Raw genomic sequence first — 17,954 nt, 5'->3', positions numbered from 1 at the left:
ATGAATTTACGTTTGCATCGGCTCCGGCGCCTGCCTTGAGCAAGCGTCAAAAAGCAGCCGCAGGACCAGCACGCCGCATCCCAGAGGGACAACGGCATAGGCCCAGCCGAGCGGCCAGTCGTACACGCCATATTCGACGTCTTTCCCCGCGAAGGCATGAAAGGCGAAGATCCCGGACATGACGGTGACGGCGGCGAAGAATGCCGCCGGAAGCAGCAATCGCAACTTCGCGATCACCGCACCGGTAAGGCCGGGAAGGCGCTCGGGCATGAAATCGAGCGCCAGATGCCCGCCCTCGCGAAAGACGCGCGAGAGCGACAAGGTGGCCAGAGCGGGCATCAGGTAGAGTTCGGTGAACTCGAACTGGAACTGCACCGGCGTCTTGAAAATGAGCCGGAGCAGAATGTCCGCGTTGATCAGAACGACCACGGTGACAAGGCCGAGACACCCCAGAAAATGCAGGATATCCTCGAGCTTCTTCAGGATGTGTCCCAGAACGTTCAACCTTACCTCCCAGATGGTTGATGGCGGCCTTGCACAAGCGATGAGGCGTCAGCGCTTCGGCAGTTCGACGATGGCCGAGCCGATGGCGGAGAGTTCCCCGTCCTGCTGCTCCGCCCGCTGCTTGATCTCGACCAGGTGGCGGCCGTTCTCCTCATATTTGCGCTCCACCTTGGCGTGAATGAGGATGATGTCGCCTTCCGGGTTGTGACGCCGCACCTGGCTCTTCGCCTGGCGCAGGAAGCCGTCATCGCCCATCCAGTTGGTCACCTGATGGGTCAGCCAGGACGCGCGCTCGGGCCCGTAGTCATAGGCGCCGGGGGCGCCGACCTCGAGCGCGAACTCCTCTTCCCAGTGGACGCGTTCGGGGCAATCGGGAATGCCGAAACGGTTCTTGATGCCGGCGGAGGGATGCTTCTGCTGAAGCTTCCATGCAAGCTTGTTGGCGCGGATATAAAGCCCGCCCCAGCCTTGCGCATAGGCGATGAAGCCGGTTGCCGTCATCGGCCCCTTGACCATCACCGGCAGTTCGTCGCCCTCGTTGACATCGTCGAAGTAACGCGTATTGCTGCCGCGGATTTCTTCCGCCTCGTAATATTTGTAATAGGAGTCGAGCTCTTCCTGCGTGTAGACCCGCCTGCCCCGTTCGCGGGCCTCGGTGTATTTGGTGCCGTTCTCGCGCGCCTGGTCGCGGTCGGTGCGGAAGCACCAGCTATCGGCATCGGCGAGCAGGTCGCCGGTCTTCGCGTCGTAGAAATCGACGTGATAGATCTGCTGGATGGCCTTTCCGGCAAAGCGGGTATCGTGCTCGATCAGGTCCTTCAGATAGGCCTCGGTTCTGAGTTCGGTGTTGCGCGGAATGACCTTGTGCCAGTTCCAGTCGGCGCCCGACCACATGGCGTGAACGCCGGGCAGGCCGCCGACATAGCCGGAAATGATCCGGCTGGTGGAAAATAGGAAGCTCGGCAGGGCGATGACATCGCCGTAACGCGTGGTCTTCGCATAGTCCGGATCACACCACAGCGGATTGTCGTCACCGATGCCATGGGCATAGTGACGGATATTGTCGCGCGTCGCCTCGTAGCACCAGGGCTCGACGGTCTTGCCGATCTTGACGCCGATGCGGCTGCGCAGATCGTCCAGCCCCTCCTCGGTGATCTTCGGAAACTTCCTTACCATTTCGTTCATCTTGTTCCTCCTTGGAAGATGATTGCGCGCTGCCGCCTAGCGGGCGGCGGCCAAATTCTCCTGGTCCTGCGCCCGCAGGATCTTGCGGTTCACCTTGCCGGCCTGCGTCTTTGGCAGTTCGGAAACGAAGGCGATCTGGCGCGGATATTCGTGGCGGGCGAGGCGGGCGCGGACATGATCCTGAATGCTCTGCTTCAGCCCGTCCTCCTCCTCGCCCTTCAAAATGATATAGGCCTTGACGACCTGGCCGCGCACGCTGTCGGGCGTGCCGATCACGCCGCATTCGGCAACGGCGGGATGGCTGAGGATCGCGTCCTCGACCTCGACCGCGCCAATGGTCCAGCCTGCGGAAATGATGACATCGTCGGCGCGGCCGCCGTGATAGAAATAGCCGTCCTCATCGACCCTGCCGAGATCCTTTGTCGGGAACCACTCGCCGCCCTTCAGCACCATCAGCTCGCCGGTCTCGCCGGGGTCGCAGTCCGTGCCGTCGGGCCGGTGCACGGCGACCTCGACACCGGGGACCGGCTTGCCCATGGCGCCGTCGCGAACTTCGAGATCGTCGGCGCCCGGATAATTGGCGATGATCACGCCGATCTCGGTGGTGCCGTACATGGAGCGCACCTTGGTGCCGAACACCCGCTCGACATAGGCCGCGGTCTCGCTGTCGATCGGCTCGCCGGTAAAGGACAGCTTGTCGAAACAGTAGTCGTAGTTCTCCGCCTCGCCGCAATTGCGCATCATCCGGTAATGGGTGGCGGCGGCCGTCAGATTGGTGATCTCGAAATCATGCAGCGCCTTCAGGAGGCGGACCGGATCGAACTTGCCGGAGAACGTGCCGGTCGACACACCGAGCGCCAGCGGTGCCAGCGTGCCATGCCACAGGCCATGCCCCCAGGCGGGCGATGACGGGCAGAAGAAACGGTCGCCGGGACGGATGCCCGTGGCATAGAGCGCTGCCACCATCAGCGTCACGATGGAACGGTGAGAGTGCTCCACGGCCGCCGGCAGAAGCCTTGTCGTGCCGGATGTGTATTGCAGGACCGCAAGATCATTGCCCGCCGTTTCGCATTCGAACCGGACGGGAAGATCATCGAGGCTTGCAAGAAGGTCGCTGTCGGCAACCGTCACGTTCCCGGCCCCCGCCTCGCGCGCATCATCGGCCTTTTCGGCATTGGTGAAGAACAGCTTCGGCTTGCAGTCATTGACCCTGAGGCGGATGCCTTCGGGCCCGAAGAGCGTGAACAGCGGCACGGCCACGGCGCCAAGCTTCATTGCCCCGAAGATCGCCGCATAAAATGGCAGGGACGGCTCGATCATCACCGCGATGCGGTCGCCCTTGCCGATGCCCTTCCCTTTGAGAAAATGCGCGATCTGCGAAGACCGGCGGGCGATTTCCTCGAAGGTGATGATCTCGTCGTGACCATCGGCATGGGCGATCCTGAGGGCAACCCGGTCGCCGTCGGCATGCCGGTCGATACATTCATGCGCGATGTTGAAATGTGCCCGGTCGCCGTCGAACAGCTCCCAGAGCGCTTCCTTGCTGTAGTGCTTCTGCGCATCCGCATAGGACGTGAAATCCGTCAACCGGACCATGCAGCTCTCCTCCCAATTCCTCCACAGCGGCTTGTTCCGCCGCCGTGCTCATTGACAAAGGTAGAGAAACATCTAGCTTATTGTCAATATGTTATTCTTATTGTATATATACAATGAAAATGGACATTCGGGAGGGATGAAATGGCTGAGGACGAGAGCGGTCAGACGAACAAGCGGCAGGTGCCCGCCGTCACCCGAGCGGTGGCGATATTGCGGTTTCTGGCGCGCAGCAGCGAGCCGGCCGGCGTGAACCCGATCGCCCGCGAACTGGGCCTTATTCCCAGCACCTGCCTGCACATCCTGCGCGTCCTGCAGGATGAGGGGCTGGTCGAGTTCGACACGCAGACCAAGCGTTATTCGATCGGCATCGGCATCCTGCCGCTTGCCCGCGCGGCGCTGCAGAAGAACACCTTCTCCACGCTTGTGCAGCCGCATCTTTCTGCCCTGTCGACGCGCTTCGGCGTCACCGCGATTGCGACCCAGCTCGCCGAGCCGGGGCAGATGGTGGTGGTCGCGCTCTCGCAGTCGACCCTGCCCTTTCGCCTGCAGGTCGACCTCGGTTCGCGCTTTCCGGTCCTGATCTCGGCCACAGGCCGGCTGTTCGCGGCCTTCAGCGCGCTCGACGAGGATGCGCTGCGGAAAAGGTTCGAGAAGCTGATCTGGGATCACCCGCCGACATTCGAGGACTGGCTTGCCGAGATCGGCGAGGCCCGGACGCGCGGCTATGCCGTCGATCGCGGCATCTACATTTCCGGGGTCACCGTGGTCGCCGTGCCGATCTTCAATGCCAAGGGCCAGATGATCCGCTCGCTGGTCGCGATCGGCATCACCGAACGCCTCGAGAAGGAGGATGTGCCGAAACTCGCCGAGGCGCTGAAGGCCGTGCGCGGCGAGATAGAGCAGATGGAAATTTCGACAGGGAGTTGAGACGTGACGGAAATTCGGGAGGAGGAAGGCTGGAAGCCCCTGAAGGCAGGCGGGTTCATGGCCGGCATCGGGCCGCTTCATGCAAGGCGGCGGCAGGACGGCGGCTTCACCTATGCGCTTGAAACCGGCGAGGCGCACGCCAACGCGCTCGGCCTGGTGCATGGCGGCGTGATCACGGGGCTCGTCGATCAGGCCATCGCGCTCGTCGCCTGGCACGCCGCAGGCAGGGCGCCGGTGGTGACGGTTCAGATCGACACGCGTTTTGCCGCCAGCGCGAAACCCGGTGCGCGCCTTGAGGCAAAAGCGAATGTGCGGCATGTCGCCGGTTCGCTGGTCTTCCTCGACGCGGAAGTGTGCGAGGGGGAACGCACCGTCGCGCTGGCAACCGCCGTGATGAAGATTGCACGAAAGGGAGGGCCGGATGACAGACAATAGCGAAAGCAAGGGCCCTCTTTCGGGCATCAGGGTTCTCGATTTCTCGCGCATCCTCTCCGGCCCCTACGCATCCATGGTGCTGGCCGATCTCGGCGCCGAGGTCATCAAGGTCGAGCCGATCGAAAAGGGCGATGAAACGCGCGGCTTTCCGCCCTTCAGGGACGGCATGAGCCACTATTACATCGCGCTCAACCGCTCCAAGAAGAGCGTCGCTCTCGACCTGAAAAAGCCCGAGGGCGTCAAGGTCGCCCGCGAACTTGCCGCCAGAAGCGATATCGTTCTGGAAAACTTCCGGCCGGGCGTCATGGATCGCCTCGGGCTCGGCCATGAGGCGTTGAAGGCGGAAAATCCGGGCCTGATCTACTGCTCGATCTCGGGCTTCGGCGCCAACAGTCCGCACCGCGACCGCCCGGCCTTCGACATCGTTGCCCAGGCGCTTTCGGGCGTGATGAGCGTCAACCGCGAGCCCGGCCAGCCGCCCAACAAGCTCGGCCTGCCGCTTGGCGACATGGCGGGCAGCATCTTCTCCGTGTTCGGCATTCTCGCCGCCTTGCATGAGCGCGACGTGACGGGACACGGGCGGCATGTGGAAGTGGCCATGCTCGACAGCCTGATCGCCATGCAGGGCTATCTTTCGCAGATCTATTTCCTGACCGGCGAGAGCCCGAAACCGGTCGGCACGAAACACCAGAGCATCGTGCCCTACGGCTCGTTCCCGACATCGGACGGCTATGTCATCGTCGCCTGCCTGACCGAGCGCTTCTGGCACAATTTCGCCAGGTGTCTCGGACGCGAGGATCTGATCGACGACCCCCGGTTTTCCCTCTATCAGGCACGGCTTGAAAACCGTGATCTGCTGGAGCCGATCATCAATGAACGCATGATCCGGGACGACACGGCCTACTGGCTGGAGAGACTGTCGACCTTCGACGTGCCCAATGCGCCGATCCTCTCGATCGGCGAAGCGCTGGAACAGGACCATGTGAAGGCGCATGGTCTGGTCGAGACGGTCCGACATCCCGAGATCGGCGAGTTGAAAATGGTGCGCGGGCCGATCCTGTTTGACGGCAAGCCGGCCAGCAATGCCTTCGCGCCCTCACGGCTTGGCGAAGACACGCAAGCCGTGCTGATGGAAGAACTCGGCTATTCCAGAGAGGAGTGCGAGGAGTTGCTTGCGCGCTCCGCCATAGGCGCACGCATGGGAAGCTGTACACAGGATGGTTGAGGAAAACCGCACTGAGTTGCGGGTCCTGCCGCAACCGATGAATTCGCAAGCGGCCGTCCGCTCCTATGCCGGATCGATGCCCTGAAGGATGTGCCGTGCGTGATCGATCAGCGGGCGGTCGATCATCTTGCCGTCGAGTTGCACGGCCGCGCCCTTCGCGCCCTCAAGCGCCGCGATCACCCGGCGCGCCCAGACGACTTCCTCGTTGCTCGGCGCGAAGCCCTCATTGACAGGCGCGACCTGAGCCGGATGGATGCACAGTTTGGCGCCGAAGCCCATCGACCGGGCATGGCGCACGTCGCGCGCGATCGCCTCCGGATCGGCAAGCGCCGTGGTGACGCCGTCGATCGGCGGCAGGAGGCCACCGAGCCGCGAGGCAAGCACAAGCTCGAAACGGGCGTGATCCAGCCCGTGGCCGCCCTCGGGAATGCGCGCATCGGCACTGAAATCGAGATTGCCGAAGGCAAGTCGCATCAGGCCTGGCGTATTGACCGTGTCGCGCAGCGCGGCAAAACCAGCAACGGTTTCCACCAGCGCCAGCAGCTGGCGCCCGGGAAGCCGTGCCGCAACATCCGCCATCGCCGCCGGCGCGGCCTTGGGAACCATGATCTCTGCCGCAATATCGCGCAGCGCCGCGATATCGTCGTCATGCCAGGGCGTATCGATCCCGTTGATGCGCACAAGGCCATCGCCGCCCTCGGCGAACCATTGCGCGACATGGGCACGGGCGGCATCCTTGTCCTCGTGACCGACGGCATCCTCGAGATCGAAGATCACCGCACCTGCCCCGGCGGCCGCGGCCTTTGCGAAACGGTCGGGGCGGCTTCCCGGCACGAACAGATAGCTTCGTGGGATGGTCATCGACATCACCCCCCGAACACCGCTTCGGCCTTCATCGCCAGTTCGCCGTTAGGGCCCCTGGCCCAGAGCGAAAGGCGGTCCGGCGTCTCGCCTTCCGCTGCTTCCAGCGCAAAGCTGTCATCGACGAAGAGCGGCGCCATGCCGCGAAATTCGAACCGCGTCAGCCTTTCCTCCGGCCGGCAGCGATGGGCGAAATCCTGCAGCAGCGTGGCGACCAGCGGCCCGTGGACGACGAGGCCCAGATAGCCCTCCTCTTGCGTGGCATAGGGTCGGTCGTAATGGATGCGATGGCCGTTATAGGTCAGCGCCGAATAACGGAACAGCAGGACGGGATCAGGCTTGACCTCCCTGGTCCAGGCCGCCCCGTCGGGGGCTGCGGCCGGAACCGGCTTCGGCGCATCGGCCGCCGGCGGCTCGCGATAGACGATGTCCTGTTCCTCCTCGATGCAAAGCGTCCCGCCACTTGAAATCCGGTGGCGGACGGTGACGAAGACAAGGCGTCCGGCGCGACCGTTCTTTTCGACGACATCGAGGATTTCGCTCTCCTTCTCGGCGACCGCGCCGACGGCAAGCGGCGCGTGATAGGAGATGCGGCCGCCGGCCCACATGCGACGCGGCAGGCCGGTATCGGGCAGGAAGCCGCCGGTCTTCGGATGACCATCGACGCCGAGACTGGAACGACGGACGAAGGGGTTGAAGAACAGCCAGTGAAACCCCGCCGGCAAGGCCTGGCCTGCAACCGGCATGTCCGGCAGTTCCAGCGTCTCAACGAGCGCTGCAACCCGTTCTGCCAGGATCGTCTCGGTTTTGCTCTCACGGCGCCCGATGGCGCTTTCGGGACCTGCCTCGCGCATTGCGGCTTCAACTGTCAAACTCTCTCTCCCTCAAATCAGCGTCGCGATCAGTAGATGACCTGCTCTTCCACGAGCCGGGCGCGTTCCTTGCGGCCAAGCCCCAGAAGCGCGCCGTAAACATATTCCTCATGTTCGCCGAGACCCGGCGTGCCGCGCGTCATGCCCGGCGCATCGCTTGCCGAGAACCGTGCGGGAAAGCCGGCCGCCATGCGCTTGCTCCCGTCGGTCTCGGTCACCTCCACCACGCTGCCGCGGCCGCGCATATGAGGATCGGCGGCGATATCGGCGGCGCGCCAGGAAACATGCGCGGCAATGCCCTTTGTCTGAAGGTCGCGTGCCGCCGCTTCGGCCTCCACGCCCGCCGCCCATGCGGCGATGATCGCGTCCAGCGCCGCGCGCGCTTCGATGCGCGCCGCAGCGGTTGCGAAACGGGAATCCCCCGCAAGCTCCGGATGACCGATGATGCCGGCAAGCGCTGCCCATTCGGCATCCGAGGTGACGGCGATGGAGAGCCAGCGGTCTTCCTCGCGCGTGGCATAAAGCCCGTGCGGAGCGAATTGCGGGTCGGCATTGCCCCTGCGATGCTGGGGCACGCCGGCCGACGCCGCCGTGATCGCGTCGCCGGCGAGCGACGAAGCAACCTCGCGCGCGGCGATATCCACATGGCAGCCTTCGCCCGTTCGCCTGCGCCGCGTCAGGGCGGCAACGGCGGCAAGCGCTGCGTTCATGCCAACCGAATGATCCATGACATGGCGCATTTCCACCGGGGGACCGTCCTCGTAGCCGGTCAAATGCCCAAGCCCGCCCCAGGCGCCGAACAGCGGCGCATAGCCGGCAAAATGGCTGTCGGGACCGGACTGGCCTGATGACGAGACGGAGACCATGACGATATCGGGTCTGACCGCCTTCAGCGCCTCATAGCCGAGCCCCAGCCGCTCCATCACCCCGGCGCGGAAGCTTTCGGCGGCCAGGTCGGAGCTTGCAACCAGCCGCTTGGCCAGCGCCACGCCCTCGGGATGCTTGAGGTTCAGCCGCACCGACAATTTGTTGGAGGCCACCTGGTCGAAGGTCGCCGGTCCCGCGCGGCCGTAGACCGCATGGGATTTGCGAAAGATATCGGGCCGAAGCGCGGTCTCGATCTTGATGCATTCGGCGCCGAGCTGCGACAGCATATGCGTGCAGAAGGGACCTGCTGCATGAACGGTGAAATCGGCGATCCTGATGCCGGCAAGCGGTTTCATGCCGAAGCCCTCCGTTTTTCCGTTGCCGAGGAGACAAGCGCCTGATCGGCGCCCGGCTGAGGCGCTGGCGCTACGAGCCGCGGCGCCTCTGCGCCGAAACGGAACGGCGCTGTCTGCACCGAGAATGCACCGACGCCCGGCCATTCCTGGTTCTGGAAGATGCCGCGCGCGGTCTCATGCGCGCCGGCAAGCACCTGTTCGGGCGCATTGTAGCGCGCCATCGGCACGCCGAGCTTCTGCGCCCGCGCCACGATGTCCCCGACATCATGGGCGCGCGCGAAGGCGTGGATTTCGCGGTTGATCATCTCGCCCCGCGCACTGCGTTCGACGGCGTCGTTGAAGGCGTCATCGGCGGCCCATTCAGGGTGGCCCATGAGTTCGACAAGCCCGCGCCACTGCCGCTCTTCCAGCGTCAGCAGCTCGACATAGCCGTCGCGACATTCGATCACGCCGCCATAGCGGAAGGAACGCGTCAGCCGATGCTCGATCGAACCGTCGCCGTAACGCTGAAGCGCAAAGGCGCCGACGGCGAGATTGGCGTCCTGAACCGAGACGTCGACGAATTGCCCCTCGCCCGACCAGAGCGCGGCAAGGCCGGCAAGCGCTGCGGCGACGCCGCCCTGCATCTCGGCGAAGTGGCCGGCGATCTTGAGCGGCGGTCGGTCCGGGAACAGCGTTGCCGAAAGCCCATTGGGCAGAAGATAGCCCTCGCCGCCGGCATGAATGAGATTGATTTCCTCGCCCTTCCAGTCCGCCTTCGGGCCCGTCGCGCCGAAAGGCAGCACGGAAAGATGCACAAGATCCGGGTGACGGGCGGCGATGGCGGCCTCATCGAGGCCGAGCGCCTCGCGCTCGCCAAGCGGCGTGTCGTCGATCAGGATGGCAGCGCCCGCAAGCAGGGCATCCAGCTCGCCCCGGCCTTCCGTTGTTGCAAGATCCAGAACCACGCTGCGCTTGTCGGCCGCGACATAGGCGAAAAGCGCGCTGCTGCCGTTTTCGAAAAGCGACGCGCGCTTGCGCAAGGGGCAGAGCCCGGGGGGCTCGACCATGATCACCTCCGCCCCCATGGCGGCAAGCAGGCGTCCGGCCCAGGCTCCGGCGACGCCGCTGGCGTGCTCGACAATCCTGATGCCGCTGAGCGGCGTGTCCTGTTGCATGGCGGGACCTCCTCCTCAAGTCCCGGAGCGCTCCCGTTGCGGGACGCGCCGGCATTGCGATCGTGCTCCGCCGGGCCTCATTCTTCGGGCCCGGCGGGAGCGCTTCATCGTCAGCGTACGACGGGGAGCTCGAGATCGAGCGCCGAACCGTCGAAGAACACCCTGAGCTCGGGATCGCGGCTCGGCAGGATCACGGTCGCCACGCCCGGCGTGGTGACTTCGCCGCGCTGGTTCTCGCCCCAGATCTCCAGGTCGACGAGCGCGTGACCGTCCTTGACGTATTTGCGCGAGACCTTGCCCTTGCACCAGGTGCTGTCGCCCATGGTGTTGAAACGGCGCATTTCGGTGCGGACCCGCTTGAGGAAGGCGGCGTCGCCCATCCAGTTGGTCACCAGCGAGGCCATCCACGAAGACCGCTGCGGACCGTAATCATAGACGCCGGGCACGCCGACCTCCTTGGCCGTGCTTTCGCGGTGGTGGCCGATGCCGGTATATTCAATGCCGCCACCGGCTTCCGGATTGCGGAAGAAGTGGCCCGGATGCTTCATCGCCGCCTGGAACACGACGCCATGGGTGTGGCCGCGGCCGCAGCCGACGAGGAAGCCCATCGTATCCATCAGCGACAGCGGGCCGCGCACGATCGGGTCGAGGCTCTCGCCTTCCGTCACATCCTCGAAGTAGCGTACATTGGCGCCGCGAATGCGTTCCGGCTCGCGCATGATCGCGTCGTCGAGCGCCTCATATTCGTCAGCCGTATATTCGTGGGTCTTGATGTCCTTGTACTTGCCGGCATCGCGGGCGGCCTTGCGCTCGTGGCGGGTGCAGGTGCCAAGCGCGCGGGCGACAAGCTCGCCGCGCTGATTGGAATAGCTCGCCTCGACATATTGCAGCACCAGGCGGCCGGAGAACTTGCTCTGCTTCTCCTCGACGCCGACAACGCGCTCGATCGCGCTGATGCGATCGCCGGGACGGATATGGCGGAACAGTTCCCAGTCATTACCGGCGTAGAAGCCGTGCACGCCCGGCAGGCCCCAGCGGGTGCGTCCGACCCAGCCAAAGGCCATGGGGAACATCGGATGGCCCACCTGGCCGCCGTAACGCGAATTGCGGCCATATTCCTGTTCGCGATAGAGCGCGTTCAGATCGCCGATGCCGTTGCACCAGTTGCGCAGCGTATCCGTGGTGGCGTCCTGCAGATAGGGCCCTTCCGGGCGAAGCTGCAGGCCGATCATGTTGCGGGCGGCCGCAACTGCCTCGTCCGTGATCAGTCCTTCGGCCGGCGCGCCGCCGACGGCTTTCTTGGTCTGCTCTTTGGTGTCGCCCATGGTCACGTGTCAGTCTCCTCTCAAGACGCTCAGCCGACGCTCCCCGCGCCAACTTCAAACTTCGTTTCTGATGGCCAGTTAATGCATTTTATTTTCTCTGGTCAATCATTTTTCAGAAAATAATGCATTTTTATCGGCAAATTCATTTGAAAAACGAAGCATTGGAGTGAAATCCGGCACGATTTTCCGGATTCTCTCTCCATAAAATGCATTCTATGAGAACGAGACGTCCGAGGCCGTCGTGATCTCGGCATAGCGGCGCAGGCCGGCGAGCGCGAAATCATGCTCCTCCGCGTTCGCGCCGGCGCAGCAGTCCTCCAGCACCACGCAGGCATAATCGCGGTCGTGCCCCTCGCGCACGGCGGCGGAGACCACGCCATTGGTGGAAACGCCGCAGAGGATCAGCCGTTTGATGCTCTGGGCACGCAGCAGCGGCTCCAGCTTGGTCGCGTAGAACGGACTGACCCTGTGCTTGATGATATCCGGATCGCCCTCCTGCGGCGCGAAGTCCGAATAGACTTCCGTGCCCCAGCTTCCAAGTTGGAAGACCCCGGCATCGCGCGCCTTGGCGAAAACCGGAGATGTGGGCGGGCATTCCGCATAGCTGGGCGAAAAGCCGACGCGGACATAGCCAACCATAACCCCGGCTGCGCGCGCCCGGCGGATGGCAAGCTCCGTATTGGTATAGACGCCCCGTTCCTGGCACTGCGGAACATAGGTCTTTGCGCCCATCCCGTGGGGATGAACGAGGTCGTTGAGCATGTCCATGACAAGCAGGATGCTATCTGCAGGCATTCGGGTCTCCTCTCTGCAATGTTTCGGCGAACCGGCCGGAACAGGCAGAAGGATGCCCTAGCCGGTGTAGCTGGCCTTGAACTCGTCCCAGCCGGCGCGAATGTGGCTGCGCAATGCCGACAGCATCGCCCCCTCGTCGCGCGACAGGATTGCGCCCAGCATCTCGCGATGCTCCTTGGAAGCGCGGTCGATCCGGTTTTCCAGCCTGTTGATCAGGTCGAAGGGGTAGCGCGCCCACAGCGCCCGGACGAAACGCAGCGTCTGCGGCAGACCGGCCGCGAGATAAAGCACTTCGTGAAAGCGGTAATTGATGGAGCGCACCGCGTCCTTGTCGTCGCGCGCGGCAGCCGCCTCCAGCTGCGCCTGCAGATCGCGCAGCTCGTCGACCTGCTGCGAGGTCAGCCGCTCCATGCCGCGCAGCGCCAGTTTCGATTCCAGCGTCACGCGCAGATCGACGATCTCTTCCGTCGCATTGATATCGAAAGGCGCGACCGTCGCGCCGCGATGCGATGTTCCCAGAATGAAACCTTCCGCCGCGAGCAGCTTCAGCGCCTCGCGCACCGGCGTGATGCTCATGCCGATGCTCTCGGCGATTTCGGCCTGTTTCAGCTTCGACCCGCGCGGAAACTTGCCCGAAATAATGCCTTCTCTGAGGTAATCCGCGACTTGCTCTTCCTTGGTCTGATGCTTCAACGTATTGACCTTCCATGAAATTTCGCGAACCACTATACCAGTGCTCCACCGGGATAATGCAATATTTCACGGATTGCTCCAAGCTTTTGGTGCGGCATCGAGGCGAAGAATATGCTCTTCACCGTCATGCCGGGGGTAAATCTCGGCCAAGCGCGGATCATGCGCCGGCAGAACATGATCATCGCTGTCGGCAAGGGCGCGGATGGTGTCGTGCGCGGCAATCATGTCGGAGGAGTTGAACACCACGGCAAAGGGCACGCCGCGCTCATATTCCTCGTAGTAATGGAGCGCATCGGAGGCGAGAACCACATGGCCGCGTGCGGTCCGTACCCGCACGATTTCCTGGCCTGCGCAATGGCCGCCGACCCAGTGCACCGTCACGCCGTCGGCAATCTCGCTTTCACGCCCGTGCAGGGTCAGCCGGCCGCCATGCAGCAGGTTGACCAGCCGGTTGATCTCGTCCGGCTCATAGGCCCGGCGAAACCACCATTTCTCCATCCACGGGCCGGTGACGTAGGCCATTTCCTCGGCCTGCATGAAGAAATGCGCCTTCTCGAACGCATCGAGAAAACCGAGATGATCATAATGCGCATGGGTCAGAATGACCGTGTCAGCATCACGCGCCGAAACGCCCAGCCTTGAAAGCGCGTCGACCGGGCTCAGCACATGGGTATGGCCGTGCTTTTCCGCCTTGGCCGGATCCATGCCGGTATCCACGACGATGACCCGGTCATCGCTCACCAGCAGCCAGGAATAGAAATCGAGCGGCAGGCTGTCCTCCGGATCGCTTTCGAGGATGAAGTTCTGCCCGCGCGTCCGCGTCGGGTTGATCGCGTGGCGGATGCCGTAGATCTTCCAGATGGTCTCGCTCATCGCCGCCCCCCTCACGCTGCCGATGCGGCGCCAAGATAGGCATCGATCGCCTCCTGGCGGGCGGCGCTGTCGCTCAATTCCTCGGCCGTGCGGTGGCCGACAAGCTGTCCGCCGCGCAGGAAATGCAGCTCGTCACAGATCCGCATCGTCATCGCCAGGTTCTGCTCGACCAGCACGATCGCCAGGTCGCTTTCGCTGCGAAACGCGCCCAGCCGGTCGAACACCCGCCTGACCAGCATCGGCGCAAGCCCGAGCGAAGGCTCGTCGAGCAGCAACAACTTTGGCTTAGCCATCAGCCCGCGACCGATCGCCAGCATCTGCTGTTCGCCGCCGGAAAGCCGCCATGCGTGCCGGTCGGCCTTGTTGGCGATTTCGGGAAACAGGTCCAGCACCATCTCCGCACGCGTTTTCCGTTCCCTGCCGCCGAGGTGATAGCCGCCCAGGGTCAGGTTTTCGCGCACCGTCATGTCGCCGACGATTTCGCGTCCTTCCGGCACATAGACAATGCCACGCTTCACCCTTTCGCGTGCGGCAAGCCCCGAGACATCCTCGCCCTTGAAGACCTGGCGCCCTTCCGAAGGGATCAGTCCGGCGATCGCCTTCATGATCGAGGTCTTGCCCGCGCCGTTGGCGCCCAAAAGCGCGACGACCGAACCGGTCGGCACGGAAAACGAGACGCTGTCCACCGCCTGCGCACTTGCGCCGTAGAAGACGGAGAGATCCGATATGGTCAGAAGATCAGTCATCGTCGCTCCCCAGATAGATACGGATCACATCCTCGTTCCTGCGCACATCGGCCGGCGCGCCGCAGGTGACGAGCGCGCCGAAATTCATCACGTAGATGCGGTCGCAGATCGACATGACGAGGTCCATGTCGTGCTCCACCACGACCATGACGAGATCGGGCGAGACCAGCCGCCTGAGGCTGCGCATCAGGTCGCGGGTCTCCGAATTGTTCAGGCCCGCCGCCGGCTCGTCCAGCAAAAGCACATCCGGCTTGCCGACGATCGCGCGGGCAATCTCGACGAGGCGCAGCATGCCGGGCGGCAGTTGCGACGGCATCTTGTCCACCGCCTGGGCCAGACCGAGCTCGGCGAGTGCCGCCATCGCGGCCTCGCGCATCGCTGCCATTTCGTTGCGCCCGCGCGCTGTCGGTAGGAAGGCATGGGCCCAGCCGGCGTGATAATTGCGGGCAACGCCGATCATCACGTTTTCCAGCACGGTGAGATCGGGGCTCAGCGCCACATGCTGAAAGCTGCGCACGATGCCCTTGCCGGCGCGCGCTGCCGGCGGCAGGCCATCGAGGCTCTCGCCGGCATAGGTGATCGCGCCGCCCTGGGGCCGGTAGGCGCCGGTCATGCAGTTGAACAGGCTGGTCTTTCCCGCGCCATTGGGACCAATCAGTCCGGTGATTTCGCCGGCGCGGAATTCGACATCAAGGTCCTTCAGAACGGTGATGCCGCCGAAGGACAAGGAAATGCCGTCGCCGCGAAGCGCCTTTGCCATCGCGTCCATCAGTCGTCTCCCTTTGTCTTGGCCGCAAGCGCGCGAAGGCGCGGCAGGTAATGGCCGGCAAGGATCATCGCGAGCAGGGCGACGCCGTAGAACACCGGTATCCACGCGCCCGAGGAGGACAGCAATTGCGGCACCAGCGTCAGAAACGCGCCGCCGAGCAGGGCCCGCCACAGGCTGAGGCCGTAGAAACTGACGACGGAGCCGACCAGCAGGAAGATCGCCGACCAGAAGGTGAAGCCGCTGGGGCTGACGGTCGATCCGGCAAAGCCGAGCATGGCGCCGCACAGCGCCGCAATCCCGCCGCTGATGCCCATGACGGCGACCCGCGCCCAGACCTGGCGCGTGCCAAAGGCATCGGCGGCAGCCGGGTGCGATTTCGACAGCAACAGGACCAGCCCCTGCCGCGAATGGCGCAACCGCGACACGCCATAGACGGCGACCGCAAGCACCAGAAGGGCCACATAATAACGCTGCAATCCCATCGGCATGCCGGGGATGACCGGGGTCGCCACATAGAGCCCCTCATAGCCGCCGGTCAGCCCGTCCATATTGTTGATCAGTTCCGGCACGGCAAGCGCCAGCGCCATGGTCGAGACCGCGAGGTAGATGCCCGAGAGCTTGCGCGAGGGCCAGGCAAAGGCGATGCCGCTGACGACGCCGAGCGCCAGCGCCAGCGGCAGGCTGAAGATCACAGAAAGACCGTAGCGCGTGTCGAGCACCGCAACCGAATAGGCGCCCACCGCCGCGAAAAAGGTATGGCCGATCGAAACCTCGCCGCCATAGCGCACCAGCACGGACACCGACAGCACGCCGATGGCATTGGCAAAGCAGAGGCCCAGCGCGAAAGTCCAGGACCCACCGAGCAGGAAGGGCAGAACCAGCAGCACCGCGAGAAGCGCGAGGTTCAGCATGTCGCTTCGCAATGCGAGCCGGGCCGGCAGGATACGGTCGTTCTGCAGACTTGCGGGATGATCAGACACGGCTGCCTCCCACCCGGGCGAGAATGCCGTTCGGGAAGATGTTCAGCGCCAGAAGGATAACGCCCAGCAGGAAGGTGCTGGAAAATTCCGGCGAGACATAGAAGGTAAAAAGGTTCATCAGGACACCGATCAGAATGCCGCCGACGAGCGCGCCCGGCAGGCTGGCGAAGCCGCCGATGACCGCGGCGGCAAAGGCCTGCAGCATGAAGGCGGCGACCGTGGTGACGCTCAGGAACGTGGTCGGCACGATCAGAAGCGCGCCGACGACGCCGAGCACGGCCGCGACGATCCAGGAAAACAGGTGGACCGAGCGCAGGTTGAGGCCGCAGACCTCCGCCGCGAAGGGGTTGATCGAGATCGCCCGGAAGGCGACGCCGAGCTTGGTGAAGTCGACGACGAAAAACAATAGCGCGATGGTGACGACCGCGACCGCGAGCACGGTCAGGTCATAGCCAGTGATGAACAGCCCGAGCACCGACATGCCGAAGCGCGGCACCGGCAGATCGAGGCTGACGATATCCGCCCCGAAGATCAGCAGCGTCGCGCCCTGCGCGATCAAGCCGATGCCGAGCGTCGCGATGGTGGCGGTGAGATCGCTTTCAAACACCAGCGGCGCAATCACCGCATAGGTGAGGCAGGCAATCGCGATGACCGCCAGGATGGCGAGCAGCACCGCCGCGCCCCAGCTCAGCTGCATCAGCGCGCCGCTGGAGAAACCGTAGATCAGGAAGGCGGCGAAGCCGGCGACATTGCCATGGCTGAAATTGACCACGCGCGAGGATTTGAAGATCATCACCAACCCCAGCGCGCCGAGCGCATAGAGGCAGCCGGTGATCATGCCCGACCAGAGCAGCGGGAAGAGGTCGCGGAAAATGTCGCTCATGCTTCCTCTCCCGTGTCGCCCGACATGACGCCGCGCTCCACCAGTTCGATCACCCCGGGGAAATAGCGCCCCGACAGATCCGTCGTGGTCGCGACCTCATAGTAACGACGCGCCGCATCGGCGGACGGCAGCGCCACGCCGGCTTGCTCCGCCAGTTCGAACACGTAGGAAATGTCCTTCAGTACATATTCCGGTGAAAATGCCTTGTCCGGAAATTCACGCGGCAGCATTGCCTTCAGCCCGTGATTGCGCAGCACGAAGCTGTCGCCCGAGCCCTTGGAAACCGCGTCCAGCAGCACATCGGGGGCAACGCCGGCCTTTTCACCGAGCACCATCATTTCCGCCAGCGCCACCGTATTGGCGAAGACCAGCATGTTGTTGACCAGCTTCAGCACCTGCCCCGCGCCGACATCGCCGCCATGGGTAACGTCGGTGGCGATATAGTCGAGCATCGACCGGATACGCGCGTAAACCGCATCGGACGCGCCAACCATGATCGCGAGCGCGCCCTTGCGGGCTGCCTCGCGGGTGCGGGCGACAGGGGCATCGGCAAAATCGATGCCGTGTCCGGCAAGATTGGCGGCAACCTTCCGGGCCGTCGCCACCGGCGTGGTCGAAAGGTCGACGACCAGCGAGCACCGGCCGGAAACCTTCGCGATCTCACCTGCCACCGCTTCCACCTGCGGCCCGCCGGGCAGCGACAGAAAAATCACGTCGGCCTCACCGGCCAGCGCCGCGACCGAGCCGACCCGCTCGGCGCCAGCCTCTTCCACCGCCGCAAGCGCCGCCTCGGAAAGGTCGAAGGCCAGAACCTTGCCGCCATGCTTTTGCGCCATATTGGCGCACATCGGCCCGCCCATGACGCCAAGCCCGATAAATCCGATCGTCTCGTTGTTGCTCATCAT

19 protein-coding genes are annotated in these 17,954 nt (G+C 64.1%); 3 read left to right on the top strand and 16 right to left on the bottom strand.

Annotated elements, in window-relative coordinates; translation table 11 throughout:
* Positions 1-6 precede the first annotated feature (6 nt).
* Genes GGR30_RS12880 through GGR30_RS12870 form a run of 3 tightly spaced genes read right to left on the bottom strand, consistent with a single transcriptional unit; the run spans position 7 to position 3,285 of the window.
* Positions 7-504: a TRAP transporter small permease gene (locus tag GGR30_RS12880; RefSeq protein WP_246413830.1), complete on the bottom strand. Its 498-nt coding sequence runs from the start codon at positions 502-504 to the stop codon at positions 7-9.
* 48 nt (positions 505-552) lie between these two features.
* A complete protein-coding gene (locus GGR30_RS12875) occupies positions 553-1,689 on the bottom strand; it encodes an FAS1-like dehydratase domain-containing protein (RefSeq protein ID WP_183486897.1) in 1,137 nt (378 codons plus the stop codon).
* Positions 1,690-1,725: 36 nt separating this feature from the next.
* Positions 1,726-3,285 carry an acetate--CoA ligase gene (locus GGR30_RS12870; RefSeq protein ID WP_183486895.1) on the bottom strand — a complete coding sequence of 520 codons (1,560 nt, stop codon included), beginning with the start codon at positions 3,283-3,285 and terminating at the stop codon, positions 1,726-1,728.
* 141 nt (positions 3,286-3,426) lie between these two features.
* Here GGR30_RS12870 and GGR30_RS12865 point away from each other — a divergent pair, with 141 nt between their 5' ends.
* Genes GGR30_RS12865 through GGR30_RS12855 form a run of 3 tightly spaced genes read left to right on the top strand, consistent with a single transcriptional unit; the run spans position 3,427 to position 5,872 of the window.
* Positions 3,427-4,212, top strand: coding sequence for an IclR family transcriptional regulator (locus tag GGR30_RS12865; protein WP_183486894.1), 786 nt, complete (start codon positions 3,427-3,429; stop codon positions 4,210-4,212).
* Positions 4,213-4,215: 3 nt separating this feature from the next.
* Positions 4,216-4,647 (top strand): hotdog domain-containing protein, encoded by a 432-nt coding sequence (locus GGR30_RS12860; protein ID WP_210288039.1) that lies wholly within the window; start codon positions 4,216-4,218, stop codon positions 4,645-4,647.
* On the top strand, positions 4,634-5,872 hold the full coding sequence (locus GGR30_RS12855) for a CaiB/BaiF CoA transferase family protein (protein ID WP_183486892.1): 1,239 nt from the start codon (positions 4,634-4,636) through the stop codon (positions 5,870-5,872). Before GGR30_RS12860 ends, GGR30_RS12855 begins: the two co-directional genes overlap by 14 nt.
* A 63-nt stretch (positions 5,873-5,935) precedes the next feature.
* Here GGR30_RS12855 and GGR30_RS12850 read toward each other — a convergent pair whose 3' ends face one another.
* The 13 genes from GGR30_RS12850 to GGR30_RS12790 form a co-directional block, all read right to left on the bottom strand.
* A complete protein-coding gene (locus GGR30_RS12850; protein WP_246413827.1) occupies positions 5,936-6,733 on the bottom strand; it encodes an HpcH/HpaI aldolase/citrate lyase family protein in 798 nt (265 codons plus the stop codon).
* Between the two features lie 5 nt (positions 6,734-6,738).
* Positions 6,739-7,605 (bottom strand): HTD2 family dehydratase, encoded by an 867-nt coding sequence (locus GGR30_RS12845; protein ID WP_246413824.1) that lies wholly within the window; start codon positions 7,603-7,605, stop codon positions 6,739-6,741.
* Positions 7,606-7,634: 29 nt separating this feature from the next.
* Positions 7,635-8,828: a CaiB/BaiF CoA transferase family protein gene (locus GGR30_RS12840; protein WP_183486888.1), complete on the bottom strand. Its 1,194-nt coding sequence runs from the start codon at positions 8,826-8,828 to the stop codon at positions 7,635-7,637.
* Entirely contained in the window at positions 8,825-9,985 is a 1,161-nt protein-coding gene (locus GGR30_RS12835; protein ID WP_183486886.1) for a CaiB/BaiF CoA transferase family protein, read from the bottom strand. Before GGR30_RS12835 ends, GGR30_RS12840 begins: the two co-directional genes overlap by 4 nt.
* 110 nt (positions 9,986-10,095) lie before the next feature.
* Positions 10,096-11,310, bottom strand: coding sequence for an FAS1-like dehydratase domain-containing protein (locus tag GGR30_RS12830; protein WP_183486884.1), 1,215 nt, complete (start codon positions 11,308-11,310; stop codon positions 10,096-10,098).
* 213 nt (positions 11,311-11,523) lie between these two features.
* Positions 11,524-12,105 carry a cysteine hydrolase family protein gene (locus GGR30_RS12825; protein ID WP_183486882.1) on the bottom strand — a complete coding sequence of 194 codons (582 nt, stop codon included), beginning with the start codon at positions 12,103-12,105 and terminating at the stop codon, positions 11,524-11,526.
* A 57-nt stretch (positions 12,106-12,162) separates the two neighbouring features.
* The gene (locus GGR30_RS12820; protein ID WP_210288038.1) at positions 12,163-12,798 is read right to left on the bottom strand and encodes a GntR family transcriptional regulator; all 636 of its coding nucleotides are present in this window, start codon (positions 12,796-12,798) and stop codon (positions 12,163-12,165) included.
* Between the two features lie 66 nt (positions 12,799-12,864).
* Complete coding sequence (locus tag GGR30_RS12815) at positions 12,865-13,671, bottom strand: N-acyl homoserine lactonase family protein (RefSeq protein ID WP_183486876.1); 807 nt, start codon at positions 13,669-13,671, stop codon at positions 12,865-12,867.
* A gap of 11 nt (positions 13,672-13,682) precedes the next feature.
* Positions 13,683-14,417 carry an ABC transporter ATP-binding protein gene (locus GGR30_RS12810; RefSeq protein WP_183486874.1) on the bottom strand — a complete coding sequence of 245 codons (735 nt, stop codon included), beginning with the start codon at positions 14,415-14,417 and terminating at the stop codon, positions 13,683-13,685.
* Positions 14,410-15,186, bottom strand: a complete 777-nt coding sequence (locus tag GGR30_RS12805; RefSeq protein ID WP_183486872.1) for an ABC transporter ATP-binding protein — start codon at positions 15,184-15,186, stop codon at positions 14,410-14,412. Before GGR30_RS12805 ends, GGR30_RS12810 begins: the two co-directional genes overlap by 8 nt.
* Entirely contained in the window at positions 15,186-16,166 is a 981-nt protein-coding gene (locus GGR30_RS12800) for an ABC transporter permease subunit (RefSeq protein ID WP_183486870.1), read from the bottom strand. The genes GGR30_RS12805 and GGR30_RS12800 overlap by 1 nt, the downstream gene beginning before the upstream one ends.
* On the bottom strand, positions 16,159-17,049 hold the full coding sequence (locus GGR30_RS12795; protein WP_183486868.1) for a branched-chain amino acid ABC transporter permease: 891 nt from the start codon (positions 17,047-17,049) through the stop codon (positions 16,159-16,161). Before GGR30_RS12795 ends, GGR30_RS12800 begins: the two co-directional genes overlap by 8 nt.
* On the bottom strand, positions 17,046-17,951 hold the full coding sequence (locus tag GGR30_RS12790; RefSeq protein ID WP_183486866.1) for an NAD(P)-dependent oxidoreductase: 906 nt from the start codon (positions 17,949-17,951) through the stop codon (positions 17,046-17,048). The genes GGR30_RS12795 and GGR30_RS12790 overlap by 4 nt, the downstream gene beginning before the upstream one ends.
* Positions 17,952-17,954 lie beyond the last annotated feature (3 nt).

This window comes from Martelella radicis (genome assembly GCF_014196625.1).
GTDB classification, from domain to species: domain Bacteria; phylum Pseudomonadota; class Alphaproteobacteria; order Rhizobiales; family Rhizobiaceae; genus Martelella; species Martelella radicis.
The sequence above is the reverse complement of the archived record's forward strand: the minus strand, read 5'-3'. Positions and strand labels throughout refer to the sequence as shown.